Origin of the sequence: Allopusillimonas soli (assembly GCF_004153445.1) — a bacterium.
GTDB lineage: Bacteria > Pseudomonadota > Gammaproteobacteria > Burkholderiales > Burkholderiaceae_B > Allopusillimonas > Allopusillimonas soli.
The window spans coordinates 172,122-187,620 of the sequence record NZ_SDQC01000006.1 but is presented as its reverse complement, the minus strand read 5'-3'; the positions used below and the strand labels follow the sequence as shown (position 1 = coordinate 187,620).

At 61.2% G+C, this 15,499-nt stretch carries 13 protein-coding genes; 10 read left to right on the top strand and 3 right to left on the bottom strand.

Annotated elements, in window-relative coordinates; translation table 11 throughout:
- The first annotated feature begins 52 nt into the window (after nt 1-52).
- From ERD78_RS17340 to ERD78_RS17330, 3 genes are read left to right on the top strand one after another with little or no spacing between them, the layout of a single operon-like run.
- Nucleotides 53-1,093: an ABC transporter substrate-binding protein gene (locus ERD78_RS17340; protein ID WP_129970879.1), complete on the top strand. Its 1,041-nt coding sequence runs from the start codon at nt 53-55 to the stop codon at nt 1,091-1,093.
- Nucleotides 1,086-1,895, top strand: a complete 810-nt coding sequence (locus ERD78_RS17335) for an ABC transporter ATP-binding protein (protein WP_129970877.1) — start codon at nt 1,086-1,088, stop codon at nt 1,893-1,895. The genes ERD78_RS17340 and ERD78_RS17335 overlap by 8 nt, the downstream gene beginning before the upstream one ends.
- Before the next feature lie 2 nt (nt 1,896-1,897).
- Nucleotides 1,898-2,689, top strand: coding sequence for an ABC transporter permease (locus tag ERD78_RS17330; RefSeq protein ID WP_129970875.1), 792 nt, complete (start codon nt 1,898-1,900; stop codon nt 2,687-2,689).
- Nucleotides 2,690-2,726: 37 nt separating this feature from the next.
- Here ERD78_RS17330 and tal read toward each other — a convergent pair whose 3' ends face one another.
- Complete coding sequence (gene tal, locus ERD78_RS17325; protein ID WP_129970873.1) at nt 2,727-3,683, bottom strand: transaldolase; 957 nt, start codon at nt 3,681-3,683, stop codon at nt 2,727-2,729.
- A 317-nt stretch (nt 3,684-4,000) separates the two neighbouring features.
- Between tal and carA the strand changes: the two genes are divergently transcribed.
- Genes carA through ERD78_RS17310 form a run of 3 tightly spaced genes read left to right on the top strand, consistent with a single transcriptional unit; the run spans nt 4,001 to nt 9,190 of the window.
- The gene (carA, locus tag ERD78_RS17320; RefSeq protein WP_167668978.1) at nt 4,001-5,155 is read left to right on the top strand and encodes a glutamine-hydrolyzing carbamoyl-phosphate synthase small subunit; all 1,155 of its coding nucleotides are present in this window, start codon (nt 4,001-4,003) and stop codon (nt 5,153-5,155) included.
- A gap of 9 nt (nt 5,156-5,164) precedes the next feature.
- Nucleotides 5,165-8,407 (top strand): carbamoyl-phosphate synthase large subunit, encoded by a 3,243-nt coding sequence (gene carB, locus ERD78_RS17315; RefSeq protein WP_129970869.1) that lies wholly within the window; start codon nt 5,165-5,167, stop codon nt 8,405-8,407.
- A gap of 15 nt (nt 8,408-8,422) precedes the next feature.
- On the top strand, nt 8,423-9,190 hold the full coding sequence (locus ERD78_RS17310; protein ID WP_129970867.1) for an SDR family oxidoreductase: 768 nt from the start codon (nt 8,423-8,425) through the stop codon (nt 9,188-9,190).
- Between the two features lie 9 nt (nt 9,191-9,199).
- On the opposite strand, the gene ERD78_RS17305 is transcribed toward ERD78_RS17310, so the two are convergent.
- The gene (locus ERD78_RS17305) at nt 9,200-9,838 is read right to left on the bottom strand and encodes a histidine phosphatase family protein (protein WP_167668977.1); all 639 of its coding nucleotides are present in this window, start codon (nt 9,836-9,838) and stop codon (nt 9,200-9,202) included.
- A gap of 180 nt (nt 9,839-10,018) precedes the next feature.
- Between ERD78_RS17305 and ERD78_RS17300 the strand changes: the two genes are divergently transcribed.
- Nucleotides 10,019-11,344, top strand: a complete 1,326-nt coding sequence (locus tag ERD78_RS17300) for a solute carrier family 23 protein (protein WP_129970863.1) — start codon at nt 10,019-10,021, stop codon at nt 11,342-11,344.
- Nucleotides 11,345-11,609: 265 nt separating this feature from the next.
- Nucleotides 11,610-12,086 (top strand): transcription elongation factor GreA, encoded by a 477-nt coding sequence (greA, locus tag ERD78_RS17295; protein WP_129970861.1) that lies wholly within the window; start codon nt 11,610-11,612, stop codon nt 12,084-12,086.
- A gap of 79 nt (nt 12,087-12,165) precedes the next feature.
- Here the strand turns inward: greA and ERD78_RS17290 are convergent, their stop codons facing one another.
- On the bottom strand, nt 12,166-12,762 hold the full coding sequence (locus tag ERD78_RS17290) for a YhbY family RNA-binding protein (RefSeq protein ID WP_129970859.1): 597 nt from the start codon (nt 12,760-12,762) through the stop codon (nt 12,166-12,168).
- A gap of 17 nt (nt 12,763-12,779) precedes the next feature.
- Here ERD78_RS17290 and ERD78_RS17285 point away from each other — a divergent pair, with 17 nt between their 5' ends.
- Both ERD78_RS17285 and ftsH read left to right on the top strand, forming a co-directional pair.
- Complete coding sequence (locus tag ERD78_RS17285) at nt 12,780-13,436, top strand: RlmE family RNA methyltransferase (protein WP_129970857.1); 657 nt, start codon at nt 12,780-12,782, stop codon at nt 13,434-13,436.
- A gap of 159 nt (nt 13,437-13,595) precedes the next feature.
- Entirely contained in the window at nt 13,596-15,491 is a 1,896-nt protein-coding gene (ftsH, locus tag ERD78_RS17280) for an ATP-dependent zinc metalloprotease FtsH (protein ID WP_129970855.1), read from the top strand.
- Nucleotides 15,492-15,499 lie beyond the last annotated feature (8 nt).

Sequence of the window (15,499 nt, the reverse complement as noted above, 5' to 3'; positions counted from 1 at the left end):
GTTACTATTACGTGGCTGTTTTCCATACAGAATAACGAACAGGAGATATCTCATGTCCATATCCCGCCGCGACCTGCTCAAGCTCTCCGGTATTGCAGGCGCCACCGTTTTTGCGCCCGCTCTTGTGCGTGCGCAGGAGCTCGAAAAGAAGGAAGTCACCATCGCTGTGGGCGGCCAGGCGCTTATTTATTACCTGCCGCTTTCCATCGCCAATATCAACGGCTATTTCAAGGACGAAGGGCTGGATGCCAAGGTCGTTGATTTCGCTGGCGGCTCGAAGGCTCTGCAAGCCGTCGTGGGCGGCAGCGCCGACGTCGTCTCGGGCGCCTTCGAACATACCATCACGTTGCAGTCCAAGGGGCAGGCATACCGTACTTTTGTGCAGCAAGGGCGCGCACCCATGATCGTGCTGGCGGTCTCCAAGAAAACCATGCCCGACTACAAATCGCCCGCTGATCTCAAGGGCAAGAAAATAGGCGTCACGGCGCCCGGTTCATCCACCAACATGATGGCCAGTTTCTTTCTTTCCCAACATGGCCTGAAGCCCGCCGATGTGTCCTACATCGGCGTCGGCGCGGGTGCTGGTGCCATCACGGCCATGCGCACGGGGCAAATCGATGCCATCGCCAACCTGGACCCCGTCATCAGCACATTGGTCAAGGAGGATGCGGTCACGCTCATTGCGGATACGCGCACACTCAAGGACACCAAGCAGGTATTTGGCGGCAACATGCCTTCCGGCTGCCTGTATACCTCGCAGTCATTCATTGACGCCAATCCCAACACCGTGCAGGCCCTGGCCAACGCCATCGTGCGTGCGGACAAATGGATACAGGCAGCCAGCCCCGATGAAATCGCCAAAACGGTCCCCGAAGGATACTTACTTGGCGATCCCGATCTCTACAAGCTCGCGCTCAAGGGCAACATGGAGGCGCTGTCTCCCGACGGCATGGTGCCGGAGGATGGGCCCCAGACCGCGCTGAACGCGCTTGCCGCCTTTGTTCCCAATTTCCCCAAGGACAAGATCGACGTTTCCAAGGTGTGGACCAACGATTACGTGATCAAGGCCAACAAGAAATATCCCCATGCCTGAAGCAGCACTTTCGCTCGACAACATTACCTGCACCTTTGCTTCGAACGACGGCAGCGGCAAGCGCTACACAGCGGTGCATGAGGCGACGCTTTCCGTGGCCCCCGGCGAGTTTGTTTCCGTCGTGGGCCCCACGGGCTGCGGCAAGTCGACCCTGCTTAACGTGGGGGCCGGCTTGCTGGCGCCTTCGTCCGGGCAGGTGCGCGTGTTCGGCCAGCCGCTGTCGGGCGTGAATCGGCGGGCGGGTTATATGTTTCAAGGCGAAGCGCTTATGCCCTGGCGCGATGCGCTATCCAATGTCATTGCGGGACTGGAGTTTGCGGGCACACCGTCAGCCCGGGCGCGCGAGCAGGGGATGGAGTGGCTGCGCCGCGTGGGCCTGGGTGGTTTTGAGAACCGCTATCCGCACCAGATGTCGGGTGGCATGCGCAAGCGCGCCATGCTGGCGCAGACGCTTATCCGCGATCCAGACATCATCCTCATGGACGAGCCCTTTTCGGCGCTGGATATCCAGACGCGCCAGTTAATGGAAAACGAAGTGCTTGAACTATGGATGGCCAAGCGCAAGGCTGTGCTTTTCATCACGCACGATCTGGACGAGGCCATTGCCATGAGCGATCGCGTGATCGTGCTCTCAGCGGGCCCGTCCACGCACCCCATCGGCGAGTTTGCCATCGATATCTCCCGCCCACGGGATGTGGCCGAGGTGCGCACCCATCCCCGCTTCGTGGAACTGCACAAGGCAATATGGGGGGTGTTGCGCGAAGAAGTTCTCAAGGGCTATGCCCAGCAAAAGCAGGCCTGACCATGTCCAAGTCACAAAAAAACAATCTGAATCTGCGTTTCTGGCAAGTGCTTCTTTTGGTGGTGGTGCTGGTTGCCTGGTACCTCGCCGCGCGCGATAACAATTTTGCCTTCTTTTTTGGCCGGCCTGTTGAAGTGGCCAAGGTTATCTGGGCCTGGTTTGTGACCGACGGAAGCATCTACCGGCACCTGGGCATCACGTTGTCCGAAACCATATTGGCCTTTGTGATCGGTACTGTTGGCGGGCTGGCCTTCGGCCTTTGGTTGGGATTGTCTCGCGGCGCCAGCGCCTTGCTCGATCCTTATATCACTGCGGCCAACTCCATGCCCCGCGTTATCCTGGCCCCCATATTCGGCATGTGGTTCGGCCTGGGCATATGGTCCAAGGTCGCGCTTGCGGTCACGCTGGTATTCTTCATTGTGTTCTTCAACGTCTATCAGGGTGTGCGTGAAGTCAGTACCACACTGCTGGACAATGCGCGCATGTTGGGCGCAAATCGCAAGCAGTTGCTGCGTCATGTATACATTCCGTCTGCCACGAGCTGGGTGTTTTCCAGCCTGCATACGTCCGTGGGCCTGGCTTTCGTGGGTGCGGTCGTTGGCGAGTACCTGGGATCGGCTGCGGGCGTAGGCTACCTGATCCTGCAGGCGGAAGGTACGCTGGATGTCAATACGGTCTTTGCGGGTATTGTCGTTCTGACGCTTTTTGCGCTATTGCTGGACGGCATGGTCAGCCTCATCGAAGACCGCCTGCTGTCGTGGAAGCCCAAGGCAGGAGAAACGGAGAAGCTCTAGCGGGCAGGCCGGGCTTCAGCCCGGCCTGGGCGGCTGGCTAGGCGCGTGCCTTGGCGATCAGCTCATCGAGCTTGATGGCATCCGAAGCAAACTTGCGTATGCCTTCGGCCAGTTTTTCAGTGGCCATGGCGTCGTTGTTCAGGCCGGTGCGGAAGGCCACCTCGTTGCTGGCTTGCCATTCCGGCGCTTCCTTGCGGGCCGCTTCCGGGTCCAGCTGGCGCTGCAGCGGCGCCTCGCTTTGCGACAGCGCCTCAAGCAGGTCGGGGCTGATGGTGAGTAGGTCGCAACCCGCAAGCGCTGTGATCTGGCCGGTATTCCGGAAGCTCGCGCCCATGATCTCCGTGCGGATGTCGTAAGCCTTGTAATAATCGTAGATGCGCTGGACCGATTGGACCCCAGGATCATTGGTGCCGCTGTTGGCTGCCTCGTCCCACTTGTCGCCTGCGTCTTTCTTGTACCAATCGTAGATACGGCCCACGAAGGGGGAAATGAGCTGGACCTTGGCTTGCGCGGCCGCCAACGCCTGGGGCAGCGAGAACATCAGCGTCATGTTGCAGTGAATGCCTTCGGCCTGCAGGATGCGGGCCGCCTGCACCCCTTCCCAGGTGGATGCCAGTTTGATCAGCACACGGTCGCGCTCCACGCCAGAACGCTTGTACATGGCGATGATCTGGCGCGCCCGTTCGATGCTGGCCTGGGTGTCGAAGGACAGACGTGCATCCACTTCAGTAGACACGCGGCCGGGAATGATGGAAAGAATTTCGCGGCCAAACGCCACCAGTATCTGGCTTGCCAGCTCGGTGGCCGACACGCCGGGGTGATCGGTCATCACCTTGCGCACCAGTTCGCGGTTCTCTTCCTCTTGCACTGCTTTCAGGATCAAGGACGGGTTGGTGGTTGCGTCGGTGGGTTTGTACTTGCGCATGACATCGAAGTCGCCGGTATCGGCGACGACAGTCGTGAACTTGCGCAGGGCATCGAGTTGATTGGTCATATGCACACACTGTCCAGAAAATTTCGGTCTCAGTGCCTACTGTAAGCCATTTTTGGAATGCCCCCCAAATTGTCCCGGCGGCCATGCGCGGCATCATCGGGCAACAGGCCATCAGGCGCTGCGCAAACGGGCGGCCATGCCCCGCCATGGCGGGTGGCGCTGTGTCCCGGGCGGCCGCCCCGGCAATGCAGATGTGTTTTACGGCGGGCCCGCCGGCACCTGCCGCAGCGCCTGGCTGCAACCCAGAAACGGGAGGAGGCTCCGGTCACTGGTATAATCGTAAGGTTTAATTATCGACTTTAAATCCGGGGTTTACAGTGCTGCCGTCACTTTTTTCCGAGGGGACCAACGGGTCGCCTCCTGCAATACTTGCCTTGGCGGACGGTACCATCTTCAGGGGTGTTTCAATTGGCGCCGATGGTCATTGCGTCGCCGAGATCGTCTTCAACACATCCATGACGGGCTACCAGGAAATCCTGACGGATCCCAGCTACAGCGGGCAAATCGTCACGCTTACCTATCCGCATATCGGCAATACCGGCGTCAATGAAGAAGACGTCGAGTCCACGCGTATCCATGCCGCCGGCCTGGTGGTGCGTGACTGCTCCCTGCGGGTGTCCAATTTCCGCGCTACACGCTCCCTGCCAGAGTACCTGAAGGCCCAGGGCGTTGTCGGCATTGCCGGCGTCGACACGCGCAAGCTCACGCGCATCCTGCGCGAGGGCGGAGCGCAGGGCGCCTGCATCCTGGTCGGCGAAGACGCCGAGCGAGCCGTAGCGCTGGCGCGCAGCTTTCCGGGCATGTCCGGCCAGGACCTGGCACGTACCGTGTCCATCGAGGCGTCCCGGCAGTGGAACGAGGGAACCTGGGCATTGGGCAAGGGCTACGCCGCCCAGGCGGGCAACAAATATCATGTGGTTGCCTACGACTACGGCATCAAGAGCAATATTCTGCGCCTGCTGGCGGACCGGGGTTGCCGCATCACCCTTGTTCCCGCGCAGACGCCCGTCCAGGATGTCCTGGCGCTCAAGCCCGATGGCCTGTTCCTGTCCAACGGGCCCGGTGATCCCGAGCCATGCGGCTATGCCATCGAAACCGCCAAGGCTGCGCTTGAGCGCAAGATTCCCCTGTTCGGCATCTGTCTGGGCCAGCAGATCCTTGGTCTGAGCCTCAAGGGCAAGACCATCAAGATGAAAACCGGTCATCACGGCGCCAACCATCCCGTACAGGATCTGGATTCCGGCAGGGTGTTCATTACCAGCCAGAACCATGGCTTCAATGTCGATCCCGACACGCTGCCCGCTAATGTTCGGGTTACGCATGTGTCGCTCTTCGACGGCACCCTTCAGGGCTTCGAGCTTACCGACACGCCCGCCTTTTGCTTCCAGGGCCACCCCGAAGCCAGCCCAGGCCCGCACGACATTGTCGTGCTCTTCGACAAATTCATCAGCCTCATGGCCGGTCAAAAATAATCCAGCATCATGCCCAAGCGTTCAGATCTGAAAAGCATACTTATCATCGGGGCTGGCCCCATCATCATCGGGCAGGCCTGCGAGTTCGACTATTCCGGCGCCCAGGCCTGCAAGGCGCTCAAGGCCGAAGGCTACCGCACCATTCTGGTGAACAGCAATCCGGCCACCATCATGACCGACCCGGAGACGGCCGATGTCACGTACATCGAGCCCATTACGTGGCAGGCGGTCGAAAAAATCATTGAGCGCGAGAAACCCGATGCGCTGCTGCCCACCATGGGCGGCCAAACGGCGCTCAACTGCGCGCTCGACCTGGCTCACAACGGCGTGCTCCAGAAGCACGGCGTTGAGCTCATCGGCGCCAACGAGCATGCCATTGAAAAGGCGGAAGACCGTCAGAAATTCAAGCAGGCCATGACGAGCATCGGCTTGGAATCGGCCAAGTCCGGCGTGGCACACTCCATGGACGAAGCCTGGGATGTGCAGCGCCGTATAGCCGAAGAAATCGGCACGTCGGGCTTTCCCGTGGTCATACGGCCCAGCTTTACCCTGGGTGGCACGGGCGGCGGCATTGCCTACAACAGCGAAGAGTTCGAAAGCATCTGCCGGCGCGGCCTGGAGGCATCCCCCACTAACGAGCTGCTCATCGAGGAGTCGTTGCTGGGTTGGAAGGAATTCGAAATGGAAGTCGTGCGCGATCGCGCCGACAACTGCATTATCGTGTGCGCCATCGAGAACCTCGATCCCATGGGTGTGCATACAGGCGATTCCATCACCGTGGCGCCTGCACAGACGCTTACCGACAAGGAATACCAGATCATGCGCAACGCATCCATTGCGGTGCTGCGTGAAATCGGCGTCGATACCGGCGGCTCCAATGTGCAATTCGCGATCAACCCGGTCAATGGCCGCATGATTGTCATCGAGATGAACCCGCGCGTATCGCGCTCATCGGCCTTGGCTTCCAAGGCGACGGGCTTCCCCATTGCCAAGGTCGCGGCGCGCCTGGCCATTGGGTACACGCTGGACGAGCTGCGCAACGAGATAACGGGCGGCGCGACGCCGGCCTCGTTCGAGCCGACCATAGACTACGTGGTCACCAAAGTACCGCGCTTCGCCTTCGAGAAGTTCCCGCAGGCCGATTCGCGCCTGACCACACAGATGAAATCGGTGGGCGAAGTCATGGCCATAGGCCGCACCTTCCAGGAGTCCTTCCAGAAGGCCTTGCGCGGCCTCGAAGTGGGTGTAGACGGCCTGAATCAGAAAACCACCGACCGGGAGAAGCTGCAGATCGAACTGGGTGAGCCCGGGCCCGAGCGCATCTGGTATGTGGGCGATGCCTTTGCGCAGGGATTCAGCCTCGAGGAGGTGCATGCGCTCACCAGCATCGATCCCTGGTTTCTTGCACAGATCAAGGAAATCGTGGACATCGAGCTGGCGCTCGAACAGAAAACCCTTGCCGAGCTCGATTTCGGCACACTGTGGCAATTGAAGCGGCGCGGTTTTTCCGACCGCCGCCTGGCCTTCCTGCTCGACACCACGGAAGCGGAGGTGCGCAAGCTGCGCCATCAGCTCGGCGTTCGCCCCGTCTACAAACGGGTTGACACTTGCGCAGCAGAATTTCCCACACGCACGGCCTATATGTATTCCACATATGAAGACGAGTGCGAGGCCGCGCCCACCGACCGCAAGAAGATCATTGTCCTGGGGGGCGGCCCGAATCGCATCGGGCAAGGCATCGAGTTCGACTATTGCTGCGTTCATGCCGCGCTGGCCATGCGGGCCGATGGTTATGAAACCATCATGATCAACTGCAATCCCGAAACCGTGTCCACCGACTACGACACATCAGATCGTCTCTATTTCGAGCCGCTCACGCTGGAAGACGTTCTTGAGATCGTCCACAAAGAAAACCCTGTCGGCATGATAGTCCAGTACGGCGGCCAGACTCCGCTCAAGCTGGCCAGGGCGCTTGAAGCCAATGGGGTACCCATTATCGGTACCAGTCCCGACTCCATCGATGTTGCTGAAGACCGGGAACGCTTCCAGAAACTGCTCAACAAGCTGGGCCTGCGCCAGCCACCCAATCGTACTGCACGCACCGAGGGCGAGGCCCTGGCGCTGGCAGGCGAAATCGGCTATCCGTTGGTTGTGCGGCCCAGCTATGTGCTGGGCGGGCGCGCCATGGAAATCGTGCATGAGCAGGCCGATCTCGAGCGCTACATGCGCGAGGCGGTCAAGGTCAGCAATGACTCCCCCGTCCTGCTGGATCATTTCCTGAATAATGCCACAGAGGTCGATGTCGACTGCATCTGCGACGGCGAGACCGTGTTCATTGGCGGCGTCATGGAGCATATCGAGCAGGCGGGCGTGCATTCGGGCGATTCGGCCTGCAGCCTGCCACCCTATTCGCTCCCTGCCGACATCGTTGCTGAAATCAAGCGCCAAACGGGTCTCATGGCGCGGGCACTGAATGTCAAAGGCCTCATGAACGTGCAGTTTGCCGTGCAGGATGGCGATGTCTATGTGCTGGAAGTAAACCCGCGCGCCTCCCGCACGGTGCCGTTTGTATCCAAGGCCACCGGCCTGCAGCTGGCCAAGATTGCCGCGCGCGCCATGGCTGGAAGAACGCTGGCGGACCAGGGCATCAGCAAAGAGGTCATCCCGCCCCATTTTTCGGTCAAAGAGGCGGTGTTTCCCTTCGTCAAGTTCCCGGGCGTGGACACCATCCTGGGGCCCGAGATGAAATCCACGGGCGAAGTCATGGGTGTGGGCGAAAGCTTTGGCGAGGCATTCGTCAAATCACAGCTTGCAGCCAGCGCCCGTCTGCCAGAGTCGGGGACCGTATTTCTCAGCGTGCGCGACCAAGACAAGCCGCGCGCCGTCGAAGTGGCGCGTGGTCTGAGCGACCTGGGCTATAGCATCGTGGCCACGCGCGGCACGGCGGCGGCCATCGAGACAGCGGGCCTGAAGGTGCAGGTAGTGAACAAGGTCACCGAAGGGCGGCCGCATATCGTGGACATGATCAAGAATGGCGAGATTGCGCTGGTCATCAATACGGTCGAAGAGCGCCGCAACGCCATTGCTGATTCCCGCATGATACGCACGAATGCGCTGGCCGCACGCGTCACCTTCTTCACGACCATCACGGGCGCCCGGGCTGCCGTCGAAGGCTTGCAGTACCTGCGCAATGGCGGCGGGCTGAAAGTCTACGCCCTCCAGGACTTGCACGCGGCCATGCAGGCGCACTAGCTGCGCGCGCTTTGCATGCGGCGCGTATTCATCACTGGAGCGAGCAGCGGCATCGGCGCCGCGCTTGCCCAGGCCTGCGCACGGCGCGGCGATCAGTTGGCGCTGATTGGCCGCCGTGCCGACGCCCTGGATCGCGTGCGCGAGAGCCTGCCCGGAACGGGGCATGCGTGCTACGTGCTGGATGTGCGCGACCGCAAGGCCCTGCACGCGGCTGCGCTGGATTTCCTTGATGGCGGACCGGTGGATGTCGTGATTGCCTGCGCGGGTATCAGTGTCGGGACGCTCACCGAGGAATTGGATGACTTCGGCGTCTTTGAAGCCGTGATCCAGACCAATCTGATGGCAACCGTGGCCACGTTCGAACCCTTTATCGCTGCCATGAAAGCGCGGCGGGCTGGCACGCTCGTGGGCATAAGCAGTGTGGCTGGGGTGCGCGGCCTCCCGGGGGCTGGCGCCTACAGTGCATCGAAGGCGGCGTTGCGCAATTATTGTGAAAGCCTGCGTGTGGAATTGCACGGCAGCGGCATCAAAGTTGTGACGGTGGCGCCCGGCTTCATTCGCACACCCATGACGGCAGCCAATCCGTATCGCATGCCTTTCCTCATGCCGGTGGCGCGTTTTGCCGATCGGGCGCTGCGAGCGATTGAACGAGGCGACAGCTATGCCATTATTCCCTGGCAAATGGGGATTGTCGCCCGGTTGCTCAGGCTGGTGCCCAACGGGCTGTACGATCGGGTGGCCGCGCGGCGCAAACGCAAGCCCCGGCAGAACGGGAAAAACTAGAGCAGGTCTTCAGAGCACATCATCCAGCGCGGCATCTTCCAGGTGCGAGACGCAGCCCCAGTCCAGCAATTGCCATCGACCGTCGTCGTGAATGCAGAAATAGTTGATGCTGGTGTTCAGGACGGGATCGCGGCGCGGCGCGTCAAGCCCCAGACCACTCGCCAGGCGCCAGCAGATATCGATGACGCCGCCGTGAGAAAAGACCAGTACATTCTTGCCCGCATGCCGTCGCGCCAGTTCTGCGAATGCCTGTCCGATGCGGTCATGGAATTGTGCGAGCGATTCGCCCTGCTCGAGCAACTGGCCGGGATCGAGAAAATTGATGCCAGGCCCATGGGCACCCTTGAGCCAGGCCCAGTCCCGTCCCTCGTAGATGCCATAGTTGCGCTCGCGCAAGCCTGCCGCTGTTTCAATCGGCCTGCCCAAGTGGCTGGCGGCGATGCGTGCGGTTTCATGAGCGCGGCCAAGGTCGCTGCTGACAATGACATCGACGTCGGTGTCGAAATGCGGCGGACGCAGGCCGAGAGCCAGGCGCTCGGCCTGGCGGATTCCGGTGTCGTTGAGCGGAACGTCCTTCCAGCCCTGCAAGCGGCGCTCGGCGTTCCATTGTGTTTCTCCGTGGCGAATCAGCCAGAATTGGGTGGTCATGCTGCGTGGTGTCCTGGTCGGCGTCTGCGCGGCCTGTTGCGAAAAGCAGCCCGCGCCTGGGATAAACATGTGCTTTTCGCATTCTAGCGCCCATTTCTTGCCCTGGACTCGCGGACAGTCGTACACTCTCGCCTCAGTGTCTCCCCTCAACGCAAGCAAGAACGAAAAAAAGGGCTTCCCATGTCAGATTCCTACTTTCCGCGCTGGCGCCGTGTCCAGGGCGGGCCCAGCGGTATGGTCGTGCAACCCGACGAACGCATGGGGTGGCCGCAGAACATCGCGATGGGGGCGCAGCACGTGGTTGCCATGTTCGGCTCCACCATTCTCGCCCCCATTCTCATGGGTTTCGATCCCAATATCTGCATACTGATGTCGGGTGTCGGCACATTGATTTTTTTCGTATTCGTCGGTGGCAGGGTGCCTAGCTATCTGGGGTCCAGCTTCGCATTCATCGGCGGCGTCATTGCGGTAACCGGCTATACGGGAGCGGGTTTCAACGCCAATATCGGCACGGCCCTGGGCGCCATCATTGCATGCGGTTTCGTCTACACGCTGATCGGTCTGCTGGTCTGGTGGATGGATGCGCGTTTCGGTGGCGCCGCCGTGCGCATCAACACACTCATGCCGCCCGTCGTTACGGGCGCCATCGTGGCCGTCATCGGGCTGAATCTGGCGCCAATAGCCGCCAAGGGTGCGATGGGCGGCTCCACGTTTGAGGCCATGATGGCGCTCATGACCGTTCTGTGCGTGGGAGGCATTGCCGTCTATACGCGCGGCGCCACGCAGCGCCTGCTGATCCTGGTCGGTCTGCTGCTGGCCTGCGTGATATACGGCGTGCTGACCAATGGGCTGGGCCTGGGAGCGCCGCTCGATTTCAGCAAGATCGCCGCGGCGCCCTGGATCGGCTTGCCCCGCTTCCATGCGCCGGTGTTCGAGCTCCATGCTATCAGCGTCATCGTGCCGGTGGCCATTATTCTGGTTGCCGAGAATCTTGGCCATATCAAGGCGGTCAGCGCCATGACGGGGCGGGACCTGGACATGTATCTGGGGCGAGCCTTCGTCGGCGACGGCGTGGCGACCATGGTGTCCGGCGCCGTGGGCGGTACGGGTGTCACGACTTATGCCGAGAATATCGGCGTCATGACTGTCACACGCATATATTCCACACTGGTCTTTGTTATTGCCGCGGTGATTGCCATTCTGCTGGGTTTTTCTCCCAAGTTCGGTGCCGTCATCCAGACCATACCCGGTCCGGTGCTGGGCGGCATGTCGGTGGTCGTGTTCGGCTTGATCGCGGTGGCCGGCGCCCGCATATGGGTTGTCAACCAGGTGGATTTCAGCGACAACCGCAACCTTATCGTCGCCGCCGTCACCCTGGTGCTGGGAGCCGGCAATTTTTCCGTGCAGATCGGCGCTTTCAAGCTCGACGGCATCGGTACCGCGACGTTCGGCGCCATTATCCTGTACGCATTGCTGAATGGGATGGGGCGGCAAAAAACGCTTTGATTTCAGATTGTTGCATTTAGTTTGAGGTTTTCCTCAAAAACCCGGCGGGGGGCTTGCATTTTTCGCGAACATTGCCGACAATGAACGCATACCCCGGTTCGAACCAGGCCGGGGTTTTATTTTGAGCCACGCCCATACCCGTGCCGCACAGTCTGCGCCGCGGCTATCCGGCGGCTCGACCTCCCGGGTGCCGTGCACCCACGTATACCATAGTGCCAGGCGCTCCTCGTGAGGAGCGTCTTTTTACTTTTGAATCAGGAAGCATATGTCCACGATACCGTTGACAGCACGCGGCGCCGAGCGCCTGCAAGCGGAACTGCACCGTCTGAAGACAGTCGAGCGTCCCGAGGTCATCAATGCCATCGCCGAGGCGCGCGCCCAGGGCGATTTATCTGAAAATGCCGAATACGATGCGGCGCGCGAGCGCCAGGCCTTTGTGGAAGGCCGAATTCGCGAGCTGGAAGGCACGCTGTCCAATGCCCAGATCATTGATCCCAGTGCCCTGGACGTTGACGGCCGCGCGGTGTTCGGCGCAACAGTCGAGATCGAGGACTTGTCCTCGGGTGAGCGTGTCACCTATCAGATCGTGGGCGATGTCGAGGCCGACATCCGCGCCAATCTCATTTCCGTGTCCAGTCCGGTTGCGCGCGCGCTGATTGGCAAGATGGAAGGCGACGTGGTCGAGGTCAAGGCGCCCGCCGGCGTGCGCGAATATGAAGTGTTGAGTATCAGCTATCAGTAGAAGTAGAGGCGACTTCCCGGCGCGCCGTTCGGCTGCGCAGCGGTGTCATGCAAGGCCGTATACTGACGGCCTGTTTTTTTCAGCCCTTGCCCGAACGTAGCCCGCGCCGTGCACCTGCCCGCAAGGACAATGCGCTGCCAGACCGGCGGGGGATGCCGTGAGCTGGGCGGGGGCTGGTTGCGGCACCCGGCCGGCCTGTGCTCCGACGAGCACGGGGCGGCGCTTCGGCGGGTTTTGCCGGCTTGGCGGCGCCGCTGCGCGCTGTGCGGGCGGCCTTGTCGGCAGCTTTCCTGGCGCTGCCGGCACCCTGCGATGCCTGCTTCTTGGGTACGTAGGGCTCTGAAGGCTTGCGCAGCGCGCGAGTGGCGTACTCGGCCTCGTGTTTTTTGCGCTCGGCTTCCAGGTCGGGGCGGTACAGAATAAGCGTCTTGCCCAGGTGGTGCACCAACGCGCACGACAGGGCATCGCAAATGCGGTCTATCATTGCCACACGCGCTTCGCGGTCATCGCCTGAAACGCGCACCTTGATGAGCTGGTGGGCATTCAGATTCAGGTCGATTTCCTTGATTACGGGATCTGTCAGCCCGCGTTCGCCGATCAGGACGACGGGTCGCAGGGAATGGGCAGCGGCGCGCAGGGTACTGCGCTGCTGTGAAGTCATATCGAGTTTAGCCATGTTGGAATTGTACGGGAATGGCAAAGAAAAAATTCTCCAGGGACTGGCTGCAGCAGCATATCAATGATCCCTATGTGAAAATGGCGCAACAAAAGGGGTACCGGGCGCGCGCCGCATTCAAGCTGACCGAGATACTGGATGCGGAAAAGCTCATGCGTCCGGGCGATGTGGTCGTCGACCTGGGCAGCGCGCCGGGCAGTTGGTCGCAGGTGGCGCGCGAGCGTCTCGCGGGACCAGGCGGTGAAATACGGGGACGCATCATCGCATTGGATATGCTGCCCATGGAGCCTATTGCAGGTGTGACGTTCATGCAGGGCGATTTCCGCGAAGACGACGTGCTCGGCCAGCTTGAGCGCATGCTCGACGGCCAGGCGGTCGACCTTGTAATGTCGGATATGGCCCCCAACTTATCTGGTGTGGGATCTGCGGATTCCGCGCGAATACAGCATGTCTGCGAGCTTGCTCTCGATTTTGCCTGCCGCTGGCTCAAGCCCGAAGGCGCCTTGATTGTCAAGGCTTTCCACGGTAGCGGCTTTTCACAGGTGGTGGAGGCTTTCAAGCGCAATTTCCAGCGGGTGGCTGAACGCAAGCCCAAGGCCTCGCGGGGAAAGTCGTCGGAAACTTTTCTGGTGGCGCGCGGCCTGAAGGCCGGTCTTGGGCGGCGCAATACATGATGCGCGCGATCAGGTAGAATGACTTATTGACAATTGGCCCTTGTGCGCCCAGCCTCATCCGGGCGGGAGGAAAGGGCGGAAATGACTGTGATATCCCCGGCTGCGGGGCCGGGCCGCCGTCAGGCGGGGCGGCCAGGGATCACAAGCAGGAGATAGGCTTTGAACAACTCGTTTTCCAAGGTCGCGATATGGATGGTGATCGCGCTTGTCCTGTTCACTGTGTTCAAGCAGTTCGACGGGCGCGCCGCAGCCACCGATACCGTGTCCTATACGCAATTCATGAAGGATGCGCAGGCGGGCCGCATCAACAAGGTGGACATACAGGGTGATACGCTGTACGTCACGCCGGAGGCCGGCCGTCCCTACAGCCTGACGTCGCCCGGCGACCTCTGGATGGTGCCCGAGCTGGTCAAGTCGGGCGTGCAGGTGTCGGGCAAGGCGCGCGAAGAGCCGTCTTTCCTTACCAGCCTGTTCATTTCCTGGTTCCCGATGTTGCTGCTTATCGGGGTGTGGATATTCTTCATGCGCCAGATGCAGGGTGGCGGCAAGGGCGGGGCGTTCAGCTTCGGCAAGTCGCGCGCCCGCATGCTCGATGAAAACACCAACAACATTACTTTCGCCGACGTTGCCGGGTGCGATGAAGCCAAGGAAGATGTCCAGGAACTGGTCGATTTCCTGCGCGACCCCACCAAGTTCCAGCGTCTGGGCGGTCGCATCCCGCGCGGCGTGCTCATGGTCGGCTCGCCTGGCACCGGCAAGACCCTGTTGGCCAAGGCCATCGCGGGGGAAGCCAAGGTGCCATTCTTCAGCATATCCGGCTCCGACTTCGTCGAGATGTTCGTGGGCGTGGGCGCGGCCCGAGTGCGCGATATGTTCGAAAATGCCAAGAAGCAGGCGCCCTGCATTATTTTCATCGACGAAATCGATGCGGTGGGCCGCCAGCGCGGTGCCGGCCTGGGCGGTGGCAACGACGAGCGCGAGCAAACACTGAACCAGTTGCTCGTCGAGATGGATGGCTTCGAAACAGGCCAGGGTGTTCTGGTCATTGCCGCCACCAACCGTCCCGACGTGCTTGATCCCGCGTTGCTGCGCCCTGGCCGCTTCGACCGTCAGGTCGTGGTATCACTGCCCGACATCCGCGGGCGCGAGCAGATTCTCAAGGTGCACATGCGCAAGGTGCCTCTGGCAACCAATGTCGACGCTTTGATTCTGGCGCGTGGCACGCCGGGGTTTTCGGGCGCCGACCTGGCCAACCTCGTCAACGAGGCCGCGCTGTTCGCCGCGCGCCGCAGTGGTCGCACCGTTGACATGAGCGACTTCGAAAAGGCCAAGGACAAGATCATCATGGGTGCGGAGCGCCGCTCCATCGTCATGCCCGAGGAAGAGCGCCGCAACACGGCCTATCACGAGTCGGGGCACGCCATCGTGGCGCGCATGCTGCCCAAGACAGACCCCGTCCACAAGGTCACCATCATCCCGCGTGGGCGCGCGCTGGGTGTCACCATGCAACTGCCCGAGGGTGACCGCTACAGCATGGACAAGGAACGTCTGCTGAACACCATCGCGGTGCTGTTTGGTGGCCGCATCGCCGAAGAAGTCTTCATGAACCAAATGACCACCGGCGCCTCCAACGACTTCGAGCGAGCCACCGCAATTGCGCGCGATATCGTTACCCGCTACGGCATGACCGACTCGCTGGGGCCTGTGGTCTATGCTGAGAACGAAGGCGAGGTATTCCTTGGTCGCAGCGTCACCAAGACCACGCATGTGTCCGAGGCCACCATGCAGAAGGTGGATCATGAGATCCGCAAGATCATCGACGAGCAATATACGGTGGCGCGGAACATCATCGAGGGGAACCGCGACAAGATGGAAGCCATGGCCAAGGCGCTGCTCGAATGGGAAACCATCGATGCAGATCAGATCCAGGACATCATGGAAGGCCGTCCTCCCCGGTCGCCCCAGCCGCCGTCTTCCGGATCCGACACGTCCGACAAGACGCCGCCCACGGGCATGACCCCGGCTGGCGGAGACACCGCGGCCACGCCGGTCTGATCTTTCGG